General features: G+C 37.9%; 25 protein-coding genes and 2 rRNA genes (1 of these 27 cut by a window edge). 25 read left to right on the top strand and 2 right to left on the bottom strand.

Annotation, left to right across the window (positions count from 1 at the left end):
• Together NQZ71_RS02160 and rrf are read left to right on the top strand one after the other, a co-directional pair.
• Positions 1-986, top strand: a 23S ribosomal RNA gene (locus NQZ71_RS02160); it begins 1,948 nt to the left of the window's first position.
• Between the two features lie 117 nt (positions 987-1,103).
• Positions 1,104-1,220: ribosomal RNA gene (gene rrf, locus NQZ71_RS02155) — 5S ribosomal RNA — on the top strand.
• Positions 1,221-1,264: 44 nt separating this feature from the next.
• On the opposite strand, the gene NQZ71_RS02150 is transcribed toward rrf, so the two are convergent.
• Positions 1,265-1,480: a sigma factor G inhibitor Gin gene (locus NQZ71_RS02150; protein WP_317011233.1), complete on the bottom strand. Its 216-nt coding sequence runs from the start codon at positions 1,478-1,480 to the stop codon at positions 1,265-1,267.
• 163 nt (positions 1,481-1,643) lie between these two features.
• On the opposite strand from NQZ71_RS02150, the gene NQZ71_RS02145 reads away from it, so the two are divergent.
• The 10 genes from NQZ71_RS02145 to rsmI all read left to right on the top strand — a co-directional run bounded on the left by NQZ71_RS02145 (position 1,644) and on the right by rsmI (position 8,908).
• Complete coding sequence (locus tag NQZ71_RS02145) at positions 1,644-3,089, top strand: aminotransferase class I/II-fold pyridoxal phosphate-dependent enzyme (RefSeq protein WP_455710050.1); 1,446 nt, start codon at positions 1,644-1,646, stop codon at positions 3,087-3,089.
• 10 nt (positions 3,090-3,099) lie between these two features.
• A complete protein-coding gene (gene tmk, locus NQZ71_RS02140) occupies positions 3,100-3,732 on the top strand; it encodes a dTMP kinase (protein WP_260055611.1) in 633 nt (210 codons plus the stop codon).
• Positions 3,733-3,843: 111 nt separating this feature from the next.
• On the top strand, positions 3,844-4,173 hold the full coding sequence (locus tag NQZ71_RS02135; RefSeq protein ID WP_127742579.1) for a cyclic-di-AMP receptor: 330 nt from the start codon (positions 3,844-3,846) through the stop codon (positions 4,171-4,173).
• A gap of 72 nt (positions 4,174-4,245) precedes the next feature.
• Complete coding sequence (locus tag NQZ71_RS02130) at positions 4,246-4,683, top strand: YaaR family protein (RefSeq protein WP_144458363.1); 438 nt, start codon at positions 4,246-4,248, stop codon at positions 4,681-4,683.
• Between the two features lie 13 nt (positions 4,684-4,696).
• Positions 4,697-5,704: a DNA polymerase III subunit delta' gene (gene holB / locus NQZ71_RS02125; RefSeq protein ID WP_144458364.1), complete on the top strand. Its 1,008-nt coding sequence runs from the start codon at positions 4,697-4,699 to the stop codon at positions 5,702-5,704.
• On the top strand, positions 5,697-6,524 hold the full coding sequence (locus tag NQZ71_RS02120) for a PSP1 domain-containing protein (RefSeq protein ID WP_144458365.1): 828 nt from the start codon (positions 5,697-5,699) through the stop codon (positions 6,522-6,524). Before holB ends, NQZ71_RS02120 begins: the two co-directional genes overlap by 8 nt.
• Positions 6,525-6,536: 12 nt before the next feature.
• On the top strand, positions 6,537-6,914 hold the full coding sequence (gene yabA / locus NQZ71_RS02115) for a DNA replication initiation control protein YabA (RefSeq protein WP_144458366.1): 378 nt from the start codon (positions 6,537-6,539) through the stop codon (positions 6,912-6,914).
• A 132-nt stretch (positions 6,915-7,046) separates the two neighbouring features.
• Complete coding sequence (locus NQZ71_RS02110; RefSeq protein WP_144458367.1) at positions 7,047-7,790, top strand: tRNA1(Val) (adenine(37)-N6)-methyltransferase; 744 nt, start codon at positions 7,047-7,049, stop codon at positions 7,788-7,790.
• Entirely contained in the window at positions 7,777-8,064 is a 288-nt protein-coding gene (locus NQZ71_RS02105; protein WP_127742595.1) for a GIY-YIG nuclease family protein, read from the top strand. The genes NQZ71_RS02110 and NQZ71_RS02105 overlap by 14 nt, the downstream gene beginning before the upstream one ends.
• A complete protein-coding gene (gene rsmI / locus NQZ71_RS02100) occupies positions 8,042-8,908 on the top strand; it encodes a 16S rRNA (cytidine(1402)-2'-O)-methyltransferase (RefSeq protein WP_144458401.1) in 867 nt (288 codons plus the stop codon). The genes NQZ71_RS02105 and rsmI overlap by 23 nt, the downstream gene beginning before the upstream one ends.
• 40 nt (positions 8,909-8,948) lie before the next feature.
• Here rsmI and NQZ71_RS02095 read toward each other — a convergent pair whose 3' ends face one another.
• Positions 8,949-9,233: a transition state genes transcriptional regulator AbrB gene (locus NQZ71_RS02095; protein WP_127742567.1), complete on the bottom strand. Its 285-nt coding sequence runs from the start codon at positions 9,231-9,233 to the stop codon at positions 8,949-8,951.
• A 563-nt stretch (positions 9,234-9,796) separates the two neighbouring features.
• Between NQZ71_RS02095 and metG the strand changes: the two genes are divergently transcribed.
• The 13 genes from metG to glmU all read left to right on the top strand — a co-directional run bounded on the left by metG (position 9,797) and on the right by glmU (position 22,431).
• Positions 9,797-11,791: a methionine--tRNA ligase gene (metG, locus tag NQZ71_RS02090; RefSeq protein WP_275009686.1), complete on the top strand. Its 1,995-nt coding sequence runs from the start codon at positions 9,797-9,799 to the stop codon at positions 11,789-11,791.
• Positions 11,792-11,925: 134 nt separating this feature from the next.
• A complete protein-coding gene (locus NQZ71_RS02085) occupies positions 11,926-12,693 on the top strand; it encodes a TatD family hydrolase (protein ID WP_127742563.1) in 768 nt (255 codons plus the stop codon).
• Positions 12,694-12,931: 238 nt separating this feature from the next.
• A complete protein-coding gene (locus tag NQZ71_RS02080) occupies positions 12,932-14,119 on the top strand; it encodes a resuscitation-promoting factor (protein ID WP_144458402.1) in 1,188 nt (395 codons plus the stop codon).
• 262 nt (positions 14,120-14,381) lie between these two features.
• Positions 14,382-14,942: a ribonuclease M5 gene (gene rnmV / locus NQZ71_RS02075; RefSeq protein ID WP_144458369.1), complete on the top strand. Its 561-nt coding sequence runs from the start codon at positions 14,382-14,384 to the stop codon at positions 14,940-14,942.
• Positions 14,935-15,810 carry a 16S rRNA (adenine(1518)-N(6)/adenine(1519)-N(6))-dimethyltransferase RsmA gene (rsmA, locus tag NQZ71_RS02070; protein WP_144458370.1) on the top strand — a complete coding sequence of 292 codons (876 nt, stop codon included), beginning with the start codon at positions 14,935-14,937 and terminating at the stop codon, positions 15,808-15,810. Before rnmV ends, rsmA begins: the two co-directional genes overlap by 8 nt.
• Positions 15,811-15,991: 181 nt before the next feature.
• Entirely contained in the window at positions 15,992-16,870 is an 879-nt protein-coding gene (gene yabG, locus NQZ71_RS02065; RefSeq protein WP_144458371.1) for a sporulation peptidase YabG, read from the top strand.
• A gap of 296 nt (positions 16,871-17,166) precedes the next feature.
• Positions 17,167-17,430: a biofilm formation stimulator Veg gene (gene veg, locus NQZ71_RS02060; RefSeq protein ID WP_031537121.1), complete on the top strand. Its 264-nt coding sequence runs from the start codon at positions 17,167-17,169 to the stop codon at positions 17,428-17,430.
• 150 nt (positions 17,431-17,580) lie between these two features.
• Positions 17,581-17,760 (top strand): small, acid-soluble spore protein, alpha/beta type, encoded by a 180-nt coding sequence (locus NQZ71_RS02055; protein ID WP_127742555.1) that lies wholly within the window; start codon positions 17,581-17,583, stop codon positions 17,758-17,760.
• Positions 17,761-18,169: 409 nt separating this feature from the next.
• Entirely contained in the window at positions 18,170-19,039 is an 870-nt protein-coding gene (ispE, locus tag NQZ71_RS02050; RefSeq protein WP_260055614.1) for a 4-(cytidine 5'-diphospho)-2-C-methyl-D-erythritol kinase, read from the top strand.
• Positions 19,040-19,096: 57 nt separating this feature from the next.
• Entirely contained in the window at positions 19,097-19,921 is an 825-nt protein-coding gene (gene purR / locus NQZ71_RS02045) for a pur operon repressor (RefSeq protein ID WP_144458373.1), read from the top strand.
• Positions 19,922-19,934: 13 nt separating this feature from the next.
• Entirely contained in the window at positions 19,935-20,309 is a 375-nt protein-coding gene (locus tag NQZ71_RS02040; RefSeq protein WP_127742550.1) for a RidA family protein, read from the top strand.
• A gap of 159 nt (positions 20,310-20,468) precedes the next feature.
• A complete protein-coding gene (gene spoVG / locus NQZ71_RS02035) occupies positions 20,469-20,759 on the top strand; it encodes a septation regulator SpoVG (protein ID WP_003347151.1) in 291 nt (96 codons plus the stop codon).
• Positions 20,760-21,060: 301 nt separating this feature from the next.
• Positions 21,061-22,431 carry a bifunctional UDP-N-acetylglucosamine diphosphorylase/glucosamine-1-phosphate N-acetyltransferase GlmU gene (gene glmU, locus NQZ71_RS02030; RefSeq protein WP_317011230.1) on the top strand — a complete coding sequence of 457 codons (1,371 nt, stop codon included), beginning with the start codon at positions 21,061-21,063 and terminating at the stop codon, positions 22,429-22,431.
• Positions 22,432-22,492: the final 61 nt, after the last annotated feature.

Here is a 22,492-nt window from a genome sequence, read left to right as displayed (position 1 = left end):
ACTATAACGGTCCTAAGGTAGCGAAATTCCTTGTCGGGTAAGTTCCGACCCGCACGAAAGGTGTAACGATCTGGGCACTGTCTCAACGAGAGACTCGGTGAAATTATAGTACCTGTGAAGATGCAGGTTACCCGCGACAGGACGGAAAGACCCCGTGGAGCTTTACTGTAGCCTGATATTGAATTTTGGTACAGCTTGTACAGGATAGGTAGGAGCCTTGGAAGCCGGAGCGCCAGCTTCGGTGGAGGCATTGGTGGGATACTACCCTGGCTGTATTGACATTCTAACCCGCACCCCTTATCGGGGTGGGAGACAGTGTCAGGTGGGCAGTTTGACTGGGGCGGTCGCCTCCTAAAAAGTAACGGAGGCGCCCAAAGGTTCCCTCAGAATGGTTGGAAATCATTCGTAGAGTGTAAAGGCACAAGGGAGCTTGACTGCGAGACCTACAAGTCGAGCAGGGACGAAAGTCGGGCTTAGTGATCCGGTGGTTCCGCATGGAAGGGCCATCGCTCAACGGATAAAAGCTACCCCGGGGATAACAGGCTTATCTCCCCCAAGAGTCCACATCGACGGGGAGGTTTGGCACCTCGATGTCGGCTCATCGCATCCTGGGGCTGTAGTCGGTCCCAAGGGTTGGGCTGTTCGCCCATTAAAGCGGTACGCGAGCTGGGTTCAGAACGTCGTGAGACAGTTCGGTCCCTATCCGTCGTGGGCGTAGGAAATTTGAGAGGAGCTGTCCTTAGTACGAGAGGACCGGGATGGACGCACCGCTGGTGTACCAGTTGTCTTGCCAAAGGCATAGCTGGGTAGCTATGTGCGGAAGGGATAAGTGCTGAAAGCATCTAAGCATGAAGCCCCCTCGAGATGAGATTTCCCATAGCGTAAGCTAGTAAGATCCCTGAAAGATGATCAGGTTGATAGGTTTGAGGTGGAAGCGTGGTGACACGTGGAGCTGACAAATACTAATAGATCGAGGACTTAACTAAAATGAAAAGTGGAAAAAAGCCCTAGGCTTTTGAAGCTGGACAAAAGATTACTTGGTTCTTATGTTTTTCTTCCTATATGATTTAGTTTTGAGAGAACAACTCATAAAAACATAATAGTCTGGTGGCGATAGCGAGAAGGTCACACCCGTTCCCATACCGAACACGGAAGTTAAGCTTCTCAGCGCCGATGGTAGTTGGAGGTTCTCCTCCTGTGAGAGTAGGACGTCGCCAGGCACGAACAAAAGCATCTAGTACATTACTAGATGCTTTTTTGTTTTTTAAGCTTGGCGCCTTTGCAGGGCATAATGAGCATTTTTTAACTTTTGGACATAGAATTTATATTTGATATCATTAGTTTTTGTGTTCAACATTTCATGTTCACAATCCGTACAGATAAGTGACTGGTAAAGATGGATACCAGTCACTTTTTTCTGCCCACAAAATAAACATTCCTCCACATAAGGCTGGACCAACTTCTGAGATTCAATACTCAATGAATTCCACCTCCCTAAAATCATTGTAGCCAACAATTTAAACATGTATACAAAATTCAGACAACTTAAAAGTATCACTTAGGAATAATTGAGGTCAAAGCGCACATTTTATTCAAAGTTGGCGAATGGTACAATAAAGAGAAGCAAAAGGAAAAGAGGAAATATTGTGCAGGAAAAGACGCCTTTATATACTAGGTTAGAAGAATTCATCAATAATAAACCAATATCATTTCATGTTCCAGGTCATAAGAATGGTTTGCTTATGCAAAAACAAGCATTTTTCAAAAATGCGTGGAACTATGATGTAACGGAGCTTAGCGGACTAGATGACCTGCATTCAGCCAGTGGAGTTATATTAGAGGCAGAAATATTACTGTCAGAGTTATATCAAACCAAAAGAAGCTATTTCTTAGTTAATGGTTCTACAGTAGGCAACTTAGCAATGATTATGTCTACAGTGGAAGAAGGAGATCAAATACTTGTACAAAGGAATAGTCATAAATCAATTATGAATGGGATAAAGCTTGCAAAGGGTAGGCCTATTTTGTTAAATCCCAGCTATGATAGTAAGTGGAAAGTAGAAGGCACTGTTTCATGTGAAACAATTATAGAGGCCATACAGAAATATCCGATGGCAAAGGTACTTATACTTACTTCTCCTAATTATTATGGTATGGTTGGAGAACTAGGAAAAATAGTTGAAGTGGCACATAAACATAATTTGACTGTATTAGTTGATGAAGCACATGGAGCCCATTTTATAGGCTCATCAGAATTCCCAGTTTCAGCTGTAAGGCTTGGAGCAGATATAGTTGTTCAATCTGCACATAAAACATTACCTGCGTTAACGATGGGTTCGTATCTTCACTTTAATACAAACAAGGTTTCCATGAATAAACTGCAAACATACTTAGGTATCCTTCAATCGAGCAGTCCTTCTTATCTGATTATGGCATCGCTTGATTTGGCGAGAAGCTATTTGGGTACATATAAAGAGGAGGACAGCGCATATTTAATAGCGGAAGCTGCAAAGTTTAAAGAAAGATTATCTTCCTTAAAGCAACTAGAAGTCATGGCATATAATGGACAGGCTGGTGATCCATTAAAACTGACGATTCAGAGTAGATGTGAACTGTCTGGCTTTGAACTGCAGAATAAATTGGAGGAAGCAGGAATTTATTGTGAAATGGCAGACTTACATAATGTACTTTTAGTACTTCCACTATTAAAAAGTCAGATGGAATATCCATTTGAAGCTGCTTTTGAAAGAATAAAGGCTGCTGTTAGTTCATTTACTCCGCGACTATTGCCAGCAGAGGAAGATAAAGGTGCACCTATAAATCTATATACCAATATAGTAGAATTAAAGTTAAACGATTTAGAGCAAATTAATTATGCTAAACAGGAAGTAAAGCTAGAGGATTCTTTGCATATGATTAATGCTGAACCTATCATTCCTTATCCACCGGGTATACCATTGCTTATGCCTGGAGAAGAGATAACAAATCTTCATATCCAAAAACTGAAAATATTGGTTGGCAGTGGTTGCAGGTTTCAAGGGAACTCAGCTATATATAAAGATAAAATAACCGTTTTTATAAAGAATTAAGGAGATTGACATGACAAAAGGGATTTTTATTACGATGGAGGGGCCAGAGGGCGCCGGAAAAACAACCATTTTAGAAATGCTTTATGAGCATTATATAGAGAAAGGTATAAAAATAGTAAAAACAAGAGAGCCAGGGGGCATCAGAATTTCAGAGAAAATCCGCGAAATAATATTAAACCCTGATCATACTGAAATGGATGGCAGGACAGAGGCGCTATTGTATGCCGCTGCGAGAAGGCAGCATTTAGTTGAAAAGGTTATTCCGGCATTAGAGGAAGGTGCTGTAGTGCTTTCTGATCGTTTTATTGACAGTTCACTTGCTTACCAAGGTTATGCAAGAGGAATTGGCATAGAGGAAATTTGGAAGATAAATGAGTTTGCCATTGGAGAAGTAATGCCAGACTTAACACTGTATTTTGATCTTGATCCAGAAGCAGGTCTAGCGAGAATTAATAAGTCAAATAATCGTGAGATAAACAGGCTTGATTTAGAGCAGTTGGATTTTCACCAACGAGTCCAAGAGGGATATTACAAAGTTATTGATAAATTCCCAGAAAGGCTTCATAAAATAAAGGCATCGCAAGGGGTAGAAGATGTCTTTGAACAGTCATTACGAGCTATTGATGCCATACTGAATAGGTAAATAGAGCAGAGCTCTTATTTTTCTATTTATATATGTCTGTTTTATTATTTATTGTTATAATAGGAAAAAGCAGTAATTCTGGTAAAACTATAAATAAAGGGGTTGGATAAAATGAAATTGATTTTAACAGTAATCCAAGATAAAGACAGTGCTAAGTTATTGAATGCTCTTGTAGAGCATAACTTTAGAGCTACTAAATTGGCTAGTACCGGAGGATTTTTGAAATCAGGAAATACTACCTTTATGATAGGAACAGAAGATATTCGCGTGGAAAAAGCGCTGCAAATAATAAAAGAGAACTGCCAATCACGAGATCAGCTAGTTGCACCAGTTTCACCTATGGGAGGGAACGCTGATTCGTATGTACCGTATCCAGTTGAGGTTGAGGTAGGCGGAGCAACTGTATTCGTATTGCCTGTAGAGCAGTTTAAGCAATTCTAATATGGTTGGAGCGTAAGGTTAATACCTCTAAATATAAAGGATTTTTTATGATGCTTTTATCGGAGGAAACTAATGAAAATAAATAAAGACATTCGTGTGAATACAGATGCATCCAAGCAAGAGATAAAGAGTGGGCAAGTTGAAACAAAATTTCGTGAGCTTGTCACAAAACAAAATGAAAAACTACAGACAGGTCAGCTGCAGGCATTAATGAAAAATATTGATGATACTGGCACTAGATTGGGCAGATCACAAAATTTAAAAGACTTGAATAAATTTAAGTCACTGGTCAAGCAATTTGTTAAAGAAGCAGTTGATTTTGGTATAGGATTAAAAAAAGAAAAATCATGGGATCATTTCGGGCAAGGACGTGATTTAAGTGTCGTCCAAGTTGTTGATGATAAACTAGTCGAGCTTACAGAGGAAGTAATGAGTAAGGAAAAGAACAGTTTAAACATCCTAGGGAAAATTGGAGAAATAAAGGGCTTATTAATTAATATATATACGTAAGAGAGTGATCGTGTTGATAAAAACATGGGAACAGCTTGAACAGGAGCAGCCGATTGTATTAAGAATGGTAAGAAACAGCCTTATGAAAGGCCGTTTAGCGCACGCTTACCTGTTCGAAGGAATGAGAGGAACAGGCAAAAGGGACGTTAGCCAAATACTTACAAAAAGTATTCTTTGTGAAAGGGCTATTGAAGGTTATCAGCCCTGTGAGGAATGTTCAAACTGCAAGAGGATTAATAATAACAACCATCCGGACGTACATATTGTGGAGCCGGATGGCTTGTCTATCAAGAAAAACCAAATTCAGAGCTTACAGGAAGAGTTTTCAAAAACAGGTGTCGAATCAAGGCAGAAGATTTATGTAATAATACATGCAGACAAGATGACAACAAATGCTGCAAACAGTTTGCTGAAATTCCTTGAAGAACCACATGCAGATACTACAGCAATTCTTTTAACTGAACAAATACAGCAGATTCTCCCAACCATTTTATCGAGGTGCCAAGTACTGTCATTTACACCTCTTTCTCCATTAAAAATGCAGGAGCAGCTAAAGGCAGATGGAATGAAGGCAAGTGATGCACCAATAATTGCGCAGATTACCAATGATTATGATGAAGCGTTTATGCTAAGTTCTGATGAATGGTTTGTACAAGCGCAAAAAATAGTGGTAAAATTGTATATGACTCTTAAAGGAAATCCTTTAGAAGCATTAGTTGCCCTTCAAAGAGAGTGGTTTGTCCATTTCAAAGAGAAAGATCAGTATGATAGGGGATTAGATTTACTGTTGCTGCTATTTAAGGATTTATTGTATATCCAGTTAGGTAAGGATGAACAAATAGTCTTTATTAATGAGCGGTCACAGTTAGAAGAGCTTGCGCTTAAAACATCATCCCAAATGCTGACAGAACAAATGACATCCATCTTTGAAGCAAAACGAAAGCTGCAGGGTAATATGAATCCACAGTTATTGATGGAACAGCTTGTATTGAAGCTGCAGGAGGGATCTTCAGTTGTATAATGTTGTAGGAATCCGCTTTAAAAAAGCTGGAAAAATATATTACTTTGATCCGAATGATATGGATATCCAAAAAGGGGATTTCGTAATCGTAGAGACAGTGCGTGGAGTGGAATATGGGAAAGTTGTAATTGCTCCTAAGCAGGTTGACGAAAATGATGTAGTCTTGCCTCTGAAAAAGGTGCTCCGAATCGCGGATCAAAAAGATCAATTGATTGTAGAGGAAAACCGGATTGCAGCAAAAGAAGCATATGAGGTTTGCTGTGAAAAGGTAAGTCTGCATGAGTTAGATATGAAGCTAGTAGATGTAGAATATACATTTGACCGCAATAAAGTAATTTTTTATTTTACCGCAGATGGCAGAGTGGATTTTCGCGAGTTAGTAAAGGATCTAGCTGCCATATTCAGGACTAGGATAGAACTGCGTCAGATTGGTGTTCGAGATGAAGCAAAAATGCTTGGCGGCATTGGACCATGTGGAAGAATGCTCTGCTGCTCGACATTCTTAGGTGATTTTGAACCAGTATCAATCAAGATGGCTAAGGACCAGAATCTTTCCTTAAATCCAACAAAAATTTCAGGACTTTGCGGCAGGCTGATGTGCTGCCTTAAGTATGAGAATGATGAATATGAATCTGCAAAAGAACAGCTTCCAGATTTAGGAGAATGGATATCAACACCTGATGGAAGAGGAAAAGTGGTAGGATTAAATATATTAGAACGTGTACTCCAAGTGGAAATTTCTGAACAAGAACGAGTGCTTGAATATACTTTAGAAGAAATACTGCAAAAAGATACTGTTTCAGTTCAATCCACGGATTAATGAGGTGGAAGAGTGGATAAAAAAGAAATCTTTGATTCAGTAATAAATATGGAAAGCCAAATTGGTCATTTATATCAACAATTAGGTGAACTAAAGCAGCATGTAGCCGAATTGATTGAGGAAAATAATACACTAACGCTGGAAAATGAAAATTTAAGAAGGCATTTGGAAAGTCAGTCCCAAGCAGGCAAGGAACAAAAGGAACAGACTAAAAAGAAACACCGAAAGTCCACCAAGCATATAGAAGAAAAACACATGGATATTGGAGAAGGATATGATAATCTAGCAAGGCTTTATCAAGAAGGTTTTCATATTTGTAACCTTCATTTCGGAAGCCCAAGAAAAGACGGAGATTGCTTGTTTTGTCTTTCCTTCCTTAATAAAAAATAGGGTTTGTCCTTCAAAAAAGGGCACCCTATTTTTTTAGGTGTTAAATTAGATGAGTAAGTATAGGCAGAATGATTATTATTAAGTATATTTAGGTAATATTATAGAATACATAACAAAATGGAGGTAACATAATTGGTTCAGCTAATAGGAGATGAGAGGCTTGACTACTTGTTGGCAGAAAAGCTGAAAATTATTCAAAGTCCAACCGTATTTTCATTTTCTTTAGATGCGGTATTATTGGCAAACTTTGCAACAGTTCCTATCGCAAAAGGAAGAATAGTGGACCTTTGCAGTGGAAATGGTGTAATCCCGTTATTTTTGAGTTTAAGAACAAGAGCTTCTATTATTGGGGTAGAAATTCAAGAGCGGTTATATGATATGGCATGCAGAAGTGTTGCCTATAATAAATTGGAAGATAATATTGAGATGGTCAATGGCGATATCAAAGATGCACCAGCACAGCTTGGTTTTGAGAAATACGATGCAGTTACGTGCAACCCACCGTATTTCCAAACAGACTCACTTGAGGAACGAAATGAAAACGAACACTTGGCCATTGCAAGACATGAAATAATGTGCACACTTGAAGATACTATTCGCTCAGCAAGTCAGCTAGTGAAGCAGGGTGGAAAGGTATCGTTTGTACATAGACCAGGAAGACTGCTTGATATCATTACATTAATGCGGGCATATCGAATAGAGCCAAAAAGAATCCGCTTTGTATATCCTAAAGAGGGTAAGGAAGCAAATATACTACTAGTGGAAGGTATAAAGGATGGGAAACCTGATCTGAAAGTATTACCCCCCTTATATGTTTATAAAGGCTTGAATGAGTATACAGAAGAAATGGCTAGTATTTTATATGGAGACAACTAACCACTATTTTTATGTCCTGTTATGTAAGGATAATACATATTATGCAGGCTACACAAATAATCTTGAAAAGCGCCTTAAAACGCATAATGAAGGAAAAGGGGCTAAGTATACGAGGGCGAGATTGCCCGTTCAGTTGATTTATCATGAAGTGTTTTTGGATAAGTCACATGCTTTAAAAGCAGAGTATGCCTTCAAGCAGTTGAACAGAAAAGGAAAAGAGTCTTATATGAGGAAGGAAAATGGTGTTAAACATGTGGCAGCAAAAAAGCTATAAGAATGATGGTGGGCTTCTTTACTTAGTCCCAACTCCAATAGGTAATTTGGAAGATATGAGTTTTCGAGCTGTTAGGATTTTAAAGGAAGCAGATATCATTGCAGCTGAGGATACTCGTAATACAAAAAAACTATGCAATCATTTTGAAATAACAACTCCCATTGTAAGCTATCACGAGCATAATAAGGAAGCAAGTGGTCGCAAGTTGATTGAGACATTACAATCGGGAAAGACTGTGGCCCTAGTCAGTGATGCTGGAATGCCAACAATTGCTGATCCAGGCTATGAGCTTGTCGTTGCAGCAGTGGAAAACAGGCTGCCTGTTGTTCCATTGCCTGGAGCAAATGCAGCGTTAACTGCTTTAATTGCTTCAGGATTGCCAACACATCCCTTTTACTTCTACGGGTTTCTTAACAGACAAAAAAAGGAAAAGAAAAAGGAGCTGGAAGCATTAAAGTATATTTCTGGAACAGTCCTACTATACGAGTCTCCCCATCGATTAAAGGAAACCTTACAGTTGATAAAGGATATTTTAGGTGATAGAAATATCTCTCTATGCAGAGAATTAACAAAGATTTATGAGGAGTTCATAAGAGGAACAATAGATGAGGTTATCGACTGGGCGAATACTGATGAGATACGAGGCGAATTTTGTATCGTTATTGAAAAGGGAGAAGCAGTTGAAGCATCAGATGAACAATGGTGGACAAGCCTTTCAATTGTAGAGCATGTAAACCATTATATAGAAGTAGACGATTTACAGGCGAAAGATGCTATTAAGCGTACTGCTGTAGATCGAAGCATGCCAAAACGGGAAGTTTATCAAGAATATCATATAGATTAAAAAAGCATGGGCTTCATTAGAAGCCCATGCTTTTTTATTATTATTTAGAAAGTTCAAATGAACTTTTGATTTCGTTGATAAGTTGTTCTGCACCTTCACGGCTTAGAATTAGTTTTCCATCAGCAAGTGTTAGGTTATCATCAGAAACTTCACCTGTTACTTGGCAAGTCATGTTTGGTTTATATTTTTTCAAGATGATTTTTTCATCATCCACATAAATTTCTAAAGCATCCTTTTCAGCAATACCTAATGTACGTCTTAATTCGATAGGTATTACAACACGTCCCAATTCGTCAACTTTACGAACAATTCCAGTAGATTTCATTTCCTTTTCTCCTCCCGATAAACCTTATATATATTTTTTTCGATAATATTCGACAAATTTCTTTGTTTGTATATATAATACCAGCCATTCCCATATACGTCAATTATTTTATTTTTAAAGTGAGATAATAGAAAGAATTCCTTTGTTTATAGGTTAAATAGCATATTATATATACTTTAAATACCAGAAAAAGCTTATAAATGTAAAAACAAAATAATTATTTTTGAGAAAATAAAAGTTTGAATTCGACAAAAAACAACATTACAGATGTCGAATCATACGTTAAATATATAGAACAAAAAAAGGATAATGATGAAAAGGATAGGTACTTGCAGACAGTTGCAAAAACTTTCGATTTTGGGTATATTTTGAGGGGATATAAGGGCAAAATGGCAATGATTAGCTGCTTTTTTTATGACATTTCATAAAAAAACAGGAAGTCTACAAAAATACCATAAAATTTCAGGTGCAATTATATAACTTGTAGTTTTAAGATTAGAGCAAGTATTGATACAATAAGTATTATGCATATTACATAAGCAATAATTTTAGGAGGGAAAAAGTTGAAAGAGCAAGATACTTTCTATATAACAACCCCAATATATTATCCTAGCGGAAATCTACATATTGGACATGCCTACACGACTGTTGCAGGAGATGCAATGGCAAGATATAAGCGACTTAAAGGATTTGATGTTCGTTACCTGACAGGTACAGATGAGCATGGGCAAAAAATTCAGCGTAAAGCAGAGGAAGCTGGTATCACTCCTCAAGAATATGTTGACGGTATTGTGGCAGGAATCAAGGAGCTTTGGGATTCCATGGATATTTCCTATGATGACTTTATCCGTACAACAGAAAAAAGACATACAGAAGTAGTCAGCAAGATGTTTCAAAAGCTTGTTGAACAAGGTGATATTTACTTGGATGAGTATCAAGGCTGGTACTCTGTGTCTGATGAAACATATTACACAGAGCTTCAGCTTGTAGATCCAATATATGATGAAAACGGCAAAATTATCGGCGGAAAAAGTCCTGATAGCGGTCATGCAGTGGAACTGGTAAAAGAGGAATCTTACTTTTTCAGAATGGGTAAATATGCAGACAGACTTCTTAAGTTTTATGAAGAAAATCCAGAATTTATCCAGCCGGAATCCCGTAAAAATGAAATGATTAATAACTTTATTAAACCAGGACTAGAGGATTTGGCTGTTTCTCGGACAACCTTTGACTGGGGAATTAAAGTACCTGGTGACCCAAAGCATGTTGTATATGTTTGGATTGATGCATTGTCTAACTACATTACAGCATTAGGATATGGTTCTGAAAACGACTCACTTTATCAGAAGTTTTGGCCAGCAAATGTCCATTTAGTTGGAAAAGAGATTGTTCGTTTCCATACAATATATTGGCCAATCATGTTGATGGCACTCGATTTACCATTGCCTAAAAAGGTCTTTGCTCATGGATGGATATTGATGAAAGATGGGAAAATGTCCAAGTCAAAAGGAAATGTAGTAAATCCTGTTACATTAATCGAAAGATATGGTCTTGATGCATTGCGTTATTATTTGCTGCGTGAGGTACCATTCGGATCTGACGGCGTATTCACTCCAGAAGGCTTTGTTGAAAGAGTAAACTTTGATTTGGCAAACGATTTAGGAAACCTGTTAAACAGAACGGTTGCAATGATCAATAAGTATTTTGATGGAGTTGTACCTGAATACAAGGGATCTGAAGGAAACTTTGAAAAGTCACTTGTAGAAGCACATAAGGAAACTAAAGCATTGTATGAAAAGCATATGGATAATATGGAGTTTTCTGTAGTGCTTACTAATCTATGGCAGCTTATCAGCAGAAATAATAAATACATTGATGAAACGCAGCCTTGGGTTCTGGCTAAGGAAGAAAAAACAGAAGAACTTGCAACAGTAATGGTTCATCTTGCAGAGTCATTAAGAAGAATCGGTGTTCTGTTAAAACCATTCCTGACAAAAACACCTGATAGAATCTTCCAGCAGCTGAATATTCAAGCGGAAGAATTGAAAACTTGGTCCAGCCTTGACGAGTTTGGGGCAATCCCTGCAGGTACCAAGGTAGAAAAAGGAGAGCCTATTTTCCCAAGACTTGATATTGCTGAAGAAGTGGAATACATCAAAAAGGAAATGCAAGGACCTGCAGTAGTAGAAGAGAGCAAGGAAAAACAACCAGAAAAGCAGGAAGCTCCTGAAGCAGAAGAAATTTCAATTGATGATTTCATGAAAATAGATTTAAGGGTTGCACAGGTCCTTCAAGTAGAACCAGTGAAAAAAGCAGATAAATTGCTGAAGCTGCAGCTTGACTTGGGATATGAAAAAAGACAAGTCGTATCAGGCATTGCACAATATTATAAGCCAGAGGAGCTTGTAGGCAGACGAGTTATTTGCGTTACAAATCTTAAGCCTGTTAAGCTAAGAGGCGAATTATCACAAGGCATGATTCTTGCTGGAAGTCAGGATGGAGTTCTGTCGATTGCATCAGTAGATGAATCGCTGCCATTAGGCTCAAAAGTTAAATAATAAAAGTTGGAGAAACATAGAAATTGCATTTATTAAGCATATTTCTATGTTTTTCTGTCCAATTATGGATATTTAGTTAGCAATTAAGGGAATAGGAAAGAAATATGACTATCGCGATAAGGAAAGGATTTATTATGCTATTTGATACACATACACATTTAAATGCAGACCAATTTGATGAAGATTTAGAAGAAGTAATTAACCGGGCAATGGAAGCTGGAATGGAAAAAATGGTCGTAGTCGGCTTCGATCGGCCAACTATTACAAGAGCAATGGAATTAGTGGAGCAATACGATTTTATCTATGCTAGTGTCGGTTGGCATCCTGTAGATGCTATTGATATGACAGACGAGGATTTAAATTGGATTGAATCATTGGCAAGTCACCCAAAGGTAGTTGCTATTGGAGAAATGGGTTTGGATTATCATTGGGACAAGTCTCCTAAGGATATCCAAAAGGAAGTTTTCAGAAAGCAGATCCATTTAGCGAAAAAAGTGAAGCTTCCAATTATTATTCATAATCGGGAAGCAACCGCTGACATCGTTGAAATTCTCAAATCGGAGGGCGCTTCAGAGGTCGGGGGTATTATGCATTGTTACGGAGGAAGTGTCGAGACAGCAATGGAATGCATCGACATGAATTTTTATATCTCTTTAGGGGGAACTGTCACTTTCAAAAACGCCAGAAAACCTAAGGAAGCGGCAGCAGCAATTCCTCTGGATAAATTGCTAATTGAAACTGATTGCCCATATCTTGCACCAACACCATACAGAGGCAAAAGAAATGAACCAAGTTATGTAAAGTTTGTTGCAGAGGAAATTGCAGCGATAAAAGGTATTAGTTTTGAGGAAGTTGCTGCTAAAACTACGGAAAATGCAAAAAAACTATTCGGCATAAAATGATAAGAGATGCTGTCGAATGATCGCATAGCTTGTCCTAATATTACTTTGTTCTAAGAAGTTCTACATTGCTTCCTTTTCTCATAGAATGTTCATGTCGAGATTTCTTTCTTTCCTTTCCTGGAGATTTTTTGCATAATAGGAGATACGTTCAAAGAATGTAGAAGGGTTGACAGCAGACACGATACTCTATATAATCACTCCGAGAGAAAAGGAGGCGTTTTTCATCGTAATCCAAAACATGAAAAGCCTGTTTTCTAAATCTTTGAGCACAAAGAAAATATTCATTCTTATTGCTAGCTTCATAGTTTTTATAAGTGGTTTAGGGTTTGTTATTTATGAATCAACGAAAAAAACTGTGGCGCTGACATTGGATGGAAAAGAGAAGGTCATCGAAACGCACTCATCCACTATTCAAGATATATTTGATGAACTTGACATTGCCATAAGCTCAGAAGATGAGGTGTCTCCCCCGTTAGATGCAAATGTAGCTGACGAGATGGAGGTTGTTTGGAAGCAAGCAAAACAGGTTGAATTGAGCAAAGACGACGAGAAGAAAACGGTATGGACAACAGCAGAAACAGTTAAGGAGTTTCTCAAGGAACAAAAAATCTCTTTGAATGAGCACGATAAGGTCAATCAGAAGCAGAATAACGATATAAAGAACAATATGGAGATTGTTGTACATACTGCATTTCCACTTACACTAGTAGACGCAGGATCGAAAAAAGAACTATGGTCCACTTCGACTACGGTCGCTGACTTTTTAAAACAACAGGAGATATCACTTACAAAATTAGACCGAGTTGAGCCAGATCTAAAGGAAGTAGTGAACAAGAAGGACGTTGTAGAAATTACACGTATAGAAAAGGTCACCGATGTAGTGGAACAACCGATTAATTATGCTGTTGTGACCCAAAAGGATGATAGCCTTGAAAAGGGTGCAGAAAAGGTAATAAAAGAAGGCAAAAACGGTGTAATGTCGAAAACCTTTGAAGTTACTTTAGAAAACGGTAAAGAAGTTTCGAGAGATCTGCTTAGTGAAAAACAAGTTAAAGAAAAACAGGACAAAGTAGTGGCAGTAGGAACTATTGAAGTTACACAAGTAGCTTCCCGTGGCGAAAATGTCAGTGAGGAAGGTACAGAACTTTATGTTAATTCCACTGCATATACAGCAAGCTGCAGCGGCTGTTCTGGACATACCGCTACTGGAATTGATCTTAAGTCAAATCCTAATGCAAAAGTAATTGCAGTTGATCCAAGCGTTATCCCATTAGGAACAAAGGTTTATGTTGAAGGCTACGGATACGCTATTGCTGGTGATACGGGCGGTGCTGTGAAAGGAAAGAAAATCGACGTCTTTTTCCCAACGAAGGCAGAAGCTTATCGCTGGGGAAATAAACAGGTAAGAATCAAGATTTTAAAGTAACCTTATTTAGGCTTCTTACTTGCATGTGTTTGTTAGTGTCTGCCAAAACCTAATACACATTGAACATCTACTATTAGCACATCTTTAACAGAGGAGTCATTCCTCTGTTTTTTTTCTTTTGAAACGGATTTTGTTGAAAAGAAAAATTTGAGCTATAATAACCTTTAGAATTCATTTAACTCTTTCTATAATATATAGACGTTTAATGTTACAAAAATGTTTCATTTTTTTTGCAAAACTTAATTTTTTTTTTGGAGGCTCCATGAAACTTAAAGAAATCATTGTAGTGGAAGGAAGAGATGACACTACCGCTGTCAAAAGGGCAGTTGATGCTGATACAATTGAAACAAATGGTTCTGCTATAAGTATGGAAACAATTGAGGCAATAAAACTTGCTAATGAAACAAGAGGAGTCATTGTACTGACAGATCCAGACTTTCCTGGCCAAAAGATACGTAATACTATAGAAAGACATGTGCCAAGCTGTAAACATGCTTTCATTTCTAAAGATAAAGCTCTGCATAAACATGGGAAGGGTGTTGGAGTGGAGCACGCCTCTGTAGAAGTAATTAGGGAGGCGCTTAAGGATGCTCATCACATGGAAGAAGACATTGTAGAGCAAATTACTAAGGAAGACTTGTTGGATGCGCAGCTAGTTGGTGGTCCAGGATCAAAAGAGCGAAGAGAAAAGCTCGGCAGGATTTTAAAAATAGGGTATACAAATGGCAAACAGCTTCATAAAAGGCTGATGATGTTTAACATCACCAAGCAAGACTTTGCTGCAGCGGTAAATGCTATTTGGCAGGAGGAAAAAGATGTATAAAGATATAGCGACACCTGTAAGAACAAAAGCGATTTTAGAAAAACACGGATTTTCATTCAAAAAGAGTTTAGGTCAAAACTTTTTAATTGATACAAATATCTTAAGAAATATTGTGGACCATGCAGAGTTGTCAGAGTCATCAGGAGCAATTGAAGTTGGACCAGGTATTGGAGCATTAACAGAGCAATTGGCAAAGCGGGCAAAAAAGGTAGTTGCGTATGAGATTGACCAGCGTTTACTGCCAATCTTAAGTGAAACACTTGAACCATATCCAAATGCTAAGGTAATCCATTCAGATGTACTGAAAGCAAATGTAAAGGAAATGATTGAACAGGAATTTGCAGGCATAGATGATATTATGCTTGTTGCAAACTTGCCTTACTATGTGACAACACCAATCATCATGAAAATATTAGAGGAGAATCTGCCTCTTCGTGGAATAGTTGTTATGCTTCAGAAGGAAGTGGCTGACCGTATTTCAGCTAAGCCAAGCACAAAGGAGTATGGCTCACTGTCCATAGCCATTCAGTACTACACAGTTCCAGAGGTTGTAATGATTGTCCCTAAGACAGTTTTTGTGCCACAGCCAAATGTTGATTCAGCCGTTATCAGGTTAACAATAAGACAGAAGCCGCTTGTTGAAGTTAAAAGTGAGGAATTCTTCTTCCGTGTAACTAGAGCCAGCTTTGCGCAAAGAAGAAAAACAATCCTTAACAATTTAACAAGCCAGCTTGACAATGGCAAGGAGAAAAAGGAAGCTATACTGTCTGCCTTGCAAACTGCAGGAATTGAGCCTTCAAGGCGTGGAGAATCTCTCTCCATTGAAGAGTTTGCTGCACTTAGTGATGCACTGTATGAGTCTTTCTAAAAGTATATAGTATGGTAAACAGCCAGCATCCTTATAGTGGAGCTGGCTGTTTTATTTTGGAAGGTCTTTATGAAACCTTAAATTGCTCATCACACCTTTCTGGACCTTTGCATAGGTTAATGAGAGATAAATAAGAAACATAGCCCATTCTAAAGACAGGGGCATACTGGAGTGACGACTAGTGAGCATAAATATCATGGATATCGTCGGCAGAAAATCCTATCATTGTGATTTAGCTTTTCGAATTATTGATATAAGGGAAGAAAATGGGCGAAAAAGCGCTGTTTTATATGGAGAGGATTTCCGTCTTATCGCAGACGCTCCTTTTGAGGACTTAATTTCTATCAATAAGCCGATGCAGAGGAAGATGGCTCAGGAGATACAGTTTTTAGAGCAACAGTCATTAGAGCTATTTAGGCAGGATGTAAACTTACTGAATAGGAAACAGGAATATTCTTCGACAGATGCATACAGCAAACCATTCAACTATTTTCAAATGCCGGGAAAGGTATTACATTTAGATGGGGATCCGAACTATTTAAAGAAATGCCTTGATTTATACGAGAAAATAGGAATTCCCGTAACAGGTATTCATTCTAACGAAAAGGAAATGCCGGGAAAAATCACGAAGCTACTTGAGTACTATAGACCAGATATACTTGTTATAACCGGTCATGACGCCTATTCAAAGTCATTGGGCGATAAAACAGACTTAAATGCTTATCGCCACTCAAAGTACTTTGTGCAGACAGTCATAGAGGCTCGTAAAAAAATTCCCCACTTAGATCAACTCGTCATTTTTGCTGGAGCATGTCAATCCCACTTTGAATCACTAATCCATGCAGGAGCGAACTTTGCTAGCTCTCCTTCAAGAGTTAATATTCATGCTTTAGATCCGGTGTATATTGTGGCAAAAATAAGCTATACGCCTTTCATGGAGAGAGTTAATGTTTGGGATATACTGAGAAATACTCTGACAGGAGAAAAAGGCCTTGGGGGAATAGAAACAAAGGGAGTACTGCGTACAGGGATGCCTTATAATACAAATATAACTGAATAGACAACGGGGAATTTCACGAAAATAACAATATTGTAATACAGTTTTTTCGGCATAATCCAAACAGGCTGACTCTCACAAAGAGCGGCCTATTTTTTATTCAAAAAAGAGTTTGTAAATTTAAAAAAATATTGATACATAATTATTCCAGTATGGGAAAAAATAAGATTGTTGAAAAATAGGAGAAAAATAAGAATAAAAAATATTGACAACTTCTAAAAGAGACTGTTATAATTTATATTTTTGTTTGACTCTGTTGTGTCAGTGTGATATACTTTACACAGTGAGGTGGACCGAATATGGCAAAAACATTATCAGATATAAAAAAAGCTCTTGATTCGAATTTAGGGAAGAGATTAATGCTAAAAGCTAATGGTGGTCGTCGTAAAACGATTGAACGTTCAGGTGTACTAGCTGAAACATATCCTTCTGTGTTTGTAGTAGAGTTAGATCAGGATGAAAATGCATTTGAACGGGTATCGTACAGTTATGCAGATGTTTTAACAGAAACGGTTCAAATTACCTTCTTTGAAGATACATCAGGACAAGTTGCTCTAAGCTAATATATATTATGGAGACTAGCAGTTACCAATCGGTTGCTGCTTTTTTCATGGGGAAAATCTAAAAAAAACTGGAAACAGATTCAACACATGATATAAAAACAGGGTTACATACTATAACTACCGTGAATAATGAAAGGAGAGGTTTTTAAGTTGAGTAGACGACGAGGAGTTATGTCAGAAGGTTTAAAAGAAGAATTAGCAAAAGAGCTAGGGTTCTATGACGTTGTCCAGAAGGATGGATGGGGCGGAATCCGAGCAAAGGATGCCGGTAACATGGTCAAGCGGGCAATAGAAATCGCAGAACAAAGTCTTCTGAATAATCAAAAATAGTCTTATTTTTGTGCCTTTAAGTTAAATCCCTGTTTACTAAGTTCAGCATTAACTATCAAGGATTTATTCACGGTATCAGGTTTAACTCTGCATTCTAAAGGGATGCGGAGTTAGGTCTTTTTTTGCACCTTTTTTCTGACAGAAAAAAAACCCCTTGAATTTTCTTGGGAAAACATAAATGATATATAGTATTTTGCTTAATATGACAAATTTTATGGTAAAATCACTATAGCCATAAAACACTGTGAAATGATTTGTAAACATAAAACACAAAGCATAGGATGCTTATTTGTTTATGTTTCATACATAGAGGAATTAGGTTATTATTTCAGTCATTCTTTTTATTTCCTGTTGTGTGGTACAATAGGACGAAAAAGCGGACAATGAAAATGTTAAGTAGGTGGAAATATTGAAGCTTTTGGTGAAAGCGCCAGCTAAAATCAACTTATCGTTGGATGTATTAAATAAAAGGCCAGATGGCTATCATGAAGTAGAAATGATCATGACGACCATTGACCTTGCTGACAGAATTGAACTTATTCTGGAAGAAAAGGATATTATAAAAATAAATTCCCTTAATCGATTTGTGCCAGATGACCAAAGAAATCTTGCTTATCAAGCAGCAAATCTATTAAAGAAAAAGTTTGATGTTAAAAAGGGAGTTACAATAAAGATCGAAAAGAACATTCCAGTTGCTGCAGGTCTTGCAGGGGGAAGCAGTGATGCTGCTGCAGTGTTGAGGGGGTTGAATAAACTTTGGGACCTTGGCCTGACTCTTGATGAACTTGCTGAAATTGGAGCTGAAATTGGGTCTGATGTAAGCTTCTGTGTATATGGAGGCACAGCTCTTGCAACCGGAAGAGGAGAAATCATTAAACAGATTCCTGCTCCGCCTATATGTTGGGTCGTGTTAGCGAAGCCTTTTATAGGTGTTTCTACTGCTGACATCTATAAAAAACTGGATGTTTCTCAAATAAACCATCCTGATACAGAACAGATGATTGATTGTATACGAACAGGTGATTATGATGAAATGTGCAGAAATGTCGGTAATGTGCTCGAAGACGTTACATTAAATCTATATCCTGAGGTAGCGCAAATAAAGGATCAGATGAAAAAATTCGGTGCAGATGCAGTATTAATGAGCGGAAGCGGTCCAACTGTTTTCGGTTTAATTGAGCATGATTCAAGAATGAATCGTGTTTATAATGGACTAAGGGGTTTTTGTGATCAGGTTTTTGCGGTCCGTATGATGGGAAATCGTCATACCCTTGATTAAATCCGTATAATAATGTAAAATTAAAGGTAAAATATTCGGATTTTGGAGGATGGCCTTATGAAATTTCGTCGTAGTGAACGTTTAATAGACATGACGAATTATTTACTGGAGCATCCAAGGCAATTAGTTTCCTTATCCTATTTTTCAGAGAGATATGGTTCAGCGAAATCTTCAATAAGTGAGGATTTGGCGATAATCAAGGAAACCTTTGAAGATAGAGGTATAGGTATTCTACAAACTTTGCCAGGTGCTGCAGGTGGTGTTAAATACCACGCTAAAGTTAATGAAGAAGAAGCAAAAGCCTTTATAGGGGAGCTTTGTCAATTAATTGTAAAACCAGACAGGCTCCTTCCAGGAGGATATCTGTATATGACAGATATATTAGGGGACACTGCTCTTGTTCAAAGAGTAGGAAAAATATTCGCGTCCGCTTTTGCTGAAACAAATATTGATGTTGTCATGACTGTGGCAACAAAAGGTATCCCGCTTGCATATGCTGTTGCGTCTTTCTTAAATGTTCCTGTAGTTATGGTTAGAAGAGACAGCAAGGTGACAGAAGGATCAACAGTCAGCATTAACTATGTTTCTGGTTCATCAAAGCGAATCCAGACGATGGTCCTTTCGAAAAGAAGCTTAGAACAAGGCTCAAATGTACTTATTGTCGATGACTTTATGAAGGCCGGCGGCACAGTAAATGGAATGATTAGTTTACTGGATGAGTTTAATGCCAATGTTGCCGGCATTGCTGTCCTGATTGAAGCAGAGGAAGCAGAGGAAAGACTTGTCGATGATTATTTATCATTAGTGAAGCTTTCAGGTGTGGATGTAAAAGAGAAAAAGATATCTGTTGAAATTGGAAATTATTTTGATAAGAAACGATAGGGGGATAATGAAAATGAAAATTGTACAAACAAGTGGTGCACCAGCAGCAATCGGACCATACTCTCAAGGGATTATTGTCAATAATATGTTTTACAGCTCAGGTCAAATCCCTTTGACAGCAGAAGGAGAGTTATTGCAAGGTAACGTTCAGGAACAAACACATCAAGTCTTCAAAAATCTTGCTGCTGTCTTGAAAGAAGCAAATGCTTCTTTTGAAACTGTCGTTAAGGCTACTGTTTTTATTAAAAATATGGATGATTTTGCTGCGATCAATGAAGTGTATGGACAATATTTCAATGTACATAAACCAGCGCGCTCTTGTGTGGAAGTTGCAAGATTGCCTAAAGATGTATTGGTTGAAATTGAAGTAATTGCACTTTGCAAATAGTATAAAAGTAGGAATATGTTAGTTTTTGTAGCTTTACTTAGCGTTTTTTAGCATTTTATATTAAATATTCTAAAAAAGTTTGCTGATAAAGAAGGAGTTACGAAAATTCTGTTGAATTACTTAACTAGATTTTATCTTCTAGTAAAGGTGGTGAACAGAATGGAAGTAACTGACGTAAGACTACGCCGAGTCAATACGGATGGAAGAATGAGAGCCATTGCCTCTATTACTCTAGATAATGAGTTTGTTGTTCACGATATAAGAGTAATTGATGGTAATAACGGTTTATTTGTGGCAATGCCAAGTAAAAGGACACCGGATGGTGAATTTAGGGACATTGCACATCCGATTAACTCAGGTACAAGAGGTAAAATCCAGGAAGCTGTTTTAGCAGAGTACCACCGCTTAGGTGAATTAGAAGTTGAATTTGAAGAAGCCGGAGCTTCCTAAAGAATACGAGCAGCTAGAGCCTACTTCTGAAGAGTAAGGCTCTTTTTTTTTGCGCAATTAATGCTTTCAAAATATATAAATATAATGAATATTTTATAACAACCTAATTTGGTTGGTTTTAGGTAAGCGGATTCTTGGGAACCTTATAAAAAAAGAAAATAAAAAATGAGGAGGATTAAACCCTTATAACCCCTTGTTTTTCGCTTTATTTTCATATATTTGGATACAAACATTCCTTGAAATCAGACTGTATTTGAGATATATTTTTAATGGATAAAAAGGTTAAATTGGAGGCCTGTGAATGATAAATCGATACGCAGTGATCTTGGCCGCAGGACAAGGAACAAGAATGAAGTCAAAGCTATATAAAGTACTTCATCCAGTTTGCGGCAAGCCGATGGTGCAGCATGTAGTCGATCAAGTATCAAAGCTTCAAATGGAGCGTATTGTAACTGTTATAGGTCACGGTTCAGATCAGGTGAAAGCACAACTTGGAGATAAGATAAGTTATGCCTTTCAAGCTGAACAGTTAGGGACGGCGCATGCAGTTATGCAGGCGAAGGATTTTCTGGAGAACAAAGACGGTGTTACAGTCGTTGTATGCGGCGATACGCCATTAATTACTTCAGAGACGTTAGAGGCTCTTAGCAGCTACCATCTAGAAACTTCTGCCAAAGCAACTGTTTTGACTGCTGTTGCAGAGGATCCGACTGGTTACGGTCGAATTGTGCGTAATAATATTGGTGAAGTTGAAAAAATCGTTGAACATAAAGATGCTTCTGAAGAAGAAAAGCAAATTGTCGAAATCAATACAGGAACGTACTGTTTTGATAACGCGGCCTTATTTGAGGCATTGAATAATGTTACAAATGAAAATGTACAAGGGGAATATTACTTACCCGATGTCATTGAAATTTTCAAAAAGCAAGGTGAAATAGTTTCTGCATATAAGACAGGAGATTTCAGTGAGACGATTGGTGTTAACGATCGAATCGCACTGGCTGAAGCAGAGAGACTTTTGAAAAAGCGTGTAAATGAAGAGCATATGCGCAATGGAGTTACAATTATAGACCCTTCTAATACTTATATTGGTACAGATGTTACGATTGGAAGCGATACGGTCATCTTGCCAGGTACAATTCTTTCAGGGCAAACAGCAATAGCTTCTGATTGCGTTATTGGACCAAATACGGAAATTGGTAACTGTGTTGTTGGCGAAAGCACTGAAATTAGACAATCTGCAGCATTTGATAGCAAAATAGGTGCAAATGTGAATATTGGACCTTTTGCTCACATTCGCCCCGCTTCTTCAATTGGTGATGATGTGAAGATAGGTAACTTTGTTGAAATCAAAAAGGCTGAGTTTGGAGATAGAAGTAAAGCATCTCATTTGAGCTATATCGGTGATGCGAAGGTCGGCAGTGATGTCAATATTGGTTGTGGAACGATAACAGTCAACTATGACGGAGAAAACAAGTTTTTGACTACAATAGAAGATGGTGCATTCATTGGCTGTAATTCCAATCTGATCGCACCGGTTAAGGTTGGCAAAGGTGCTTACGTTGCAGCTGGCTCTACCATAACAGATGATGTTCCAGCAGAATCTTTATCTATTGCAAGGGCCCGCCAAGTTAATAAAGATGAGTACGTGAAAAAGTCAAAGCAAGATTAAAAAGCATTGAAGAATAAGAAGAAAATAATGGCTTCTTATTCTGTTCTAAAAGAGGACAAGC

The organism is Niallia taxi (genome assembly GCF_032818155.1).
GTDB classification, from domain to species: Bacteria; Bacillota; Bacilli; order Bacillales; family Cytobacillaceae; genus Niallia; species Niallia taxi_A.
The sequence above is the reverse complement of the archived record's forward strand: the minus strand, read 5'-3'. Positions and strand labels throughout refer to the sequence as shown.

Bases quoted from the DNA above. Each gene is read 5' to 3' on its own strand.
- tmk (WP_260055611.1), top strand. From the start codon at position 3,100: ATGACAAAAGGGATTTTTATTACGATGGAGGGGCCAGAGGGCGCCGGA.
- NQZ71_RS02135 (WP_127742579.1), top strand. From the start codon at position 3,844: ATGAAATTGATTTTAACAGTAATCCAAGATAAAGACAGTGCTAAGTTA.
- NQZ71_RS02130 (WP_144458363.1), top strand. From the start codon at position 4,246: ATGAAAATAAATAAAGACATTCGTGTGAATACAGATGCATCCAAGCAA.
- NQZ71_RS02105 (WP_127742595.1), top strand. From the start codon at position 7,777: ATGGAGACAACTAACCACTATTTTTATGTCCTGTTATGTAAGGATAAT.
- rsmI (WP_144458401.1), top strand. From the start codon at position 8,042: ATGTGGCAGCAAAAAAGCTATAAGAATGATGGTGGGCTTCTTTACTTA.
- NQZ71_RS02095 (WP_127742567.1), bottom strand. From the start codon at position 9,233: ATGAAATCTACTGGAATTGTTCGTAAAGTTGACGAATTGGGACGTGTT.
- NQZ71_RS02085 (WP_127742563.1), top strand. From the start codon at position 11,926: ATGCTATTTGATACACATACACATTTAAATGCAGACCAATTTGATGAA.
- NQZ71_RS02080 (WP_144458402.1), top strand. From the start codon at position 12,932: ATGAAAAGCCTGTTTTCTAAATCTTTGAGCACAAAGAAAATATTCATT.
- rnmV (WP_144458369.1), top strand. From the start codon at position 14,382: ATGAAACTTAAAGAAATCATTGTAGTGGAAGGAAGAGATGACACTACC.
- rsmA (WP_144458370.1), top strand. From the start codon at position 14,935: ATGTATAAAGATATAGCGACACCTGTAAGAACAAAAGCGATTTTAGAA.
- veg (WP_031537121.1), top strand. From the start codon at position 17,167: ATGGCAAAAACATTATCAGATATAAAAAAAGCTCTTGATTCGAATTTA.
- purR (WP_144458373.1), top strand. From the start codon at position 19,097: ATGAAATTTCGTCGTAGTGAACGTTTAATAGACATGACGAATTATTTA.
- NQZ71_RS02040 (WP_127742550.1), top strand. From the start codon at position 19,935: ATGAAAATTGTACAAACAAGTGGTGCACCAGCAGCAATCGGACCATAC.
- spoVG (WP_003347151.1), top strand. From the start codon at position 20,469: ATGGAAGTAACTGACGTAAGACTACGCCGAGTCAATACGGATGGAAGA.
- glmU (WP_317011230.1), top strand. From the start codon at position 21,061: ATGATAAATCGATACGCAGTGATCTTGGCCGCAGGACAAGGAACAAGA.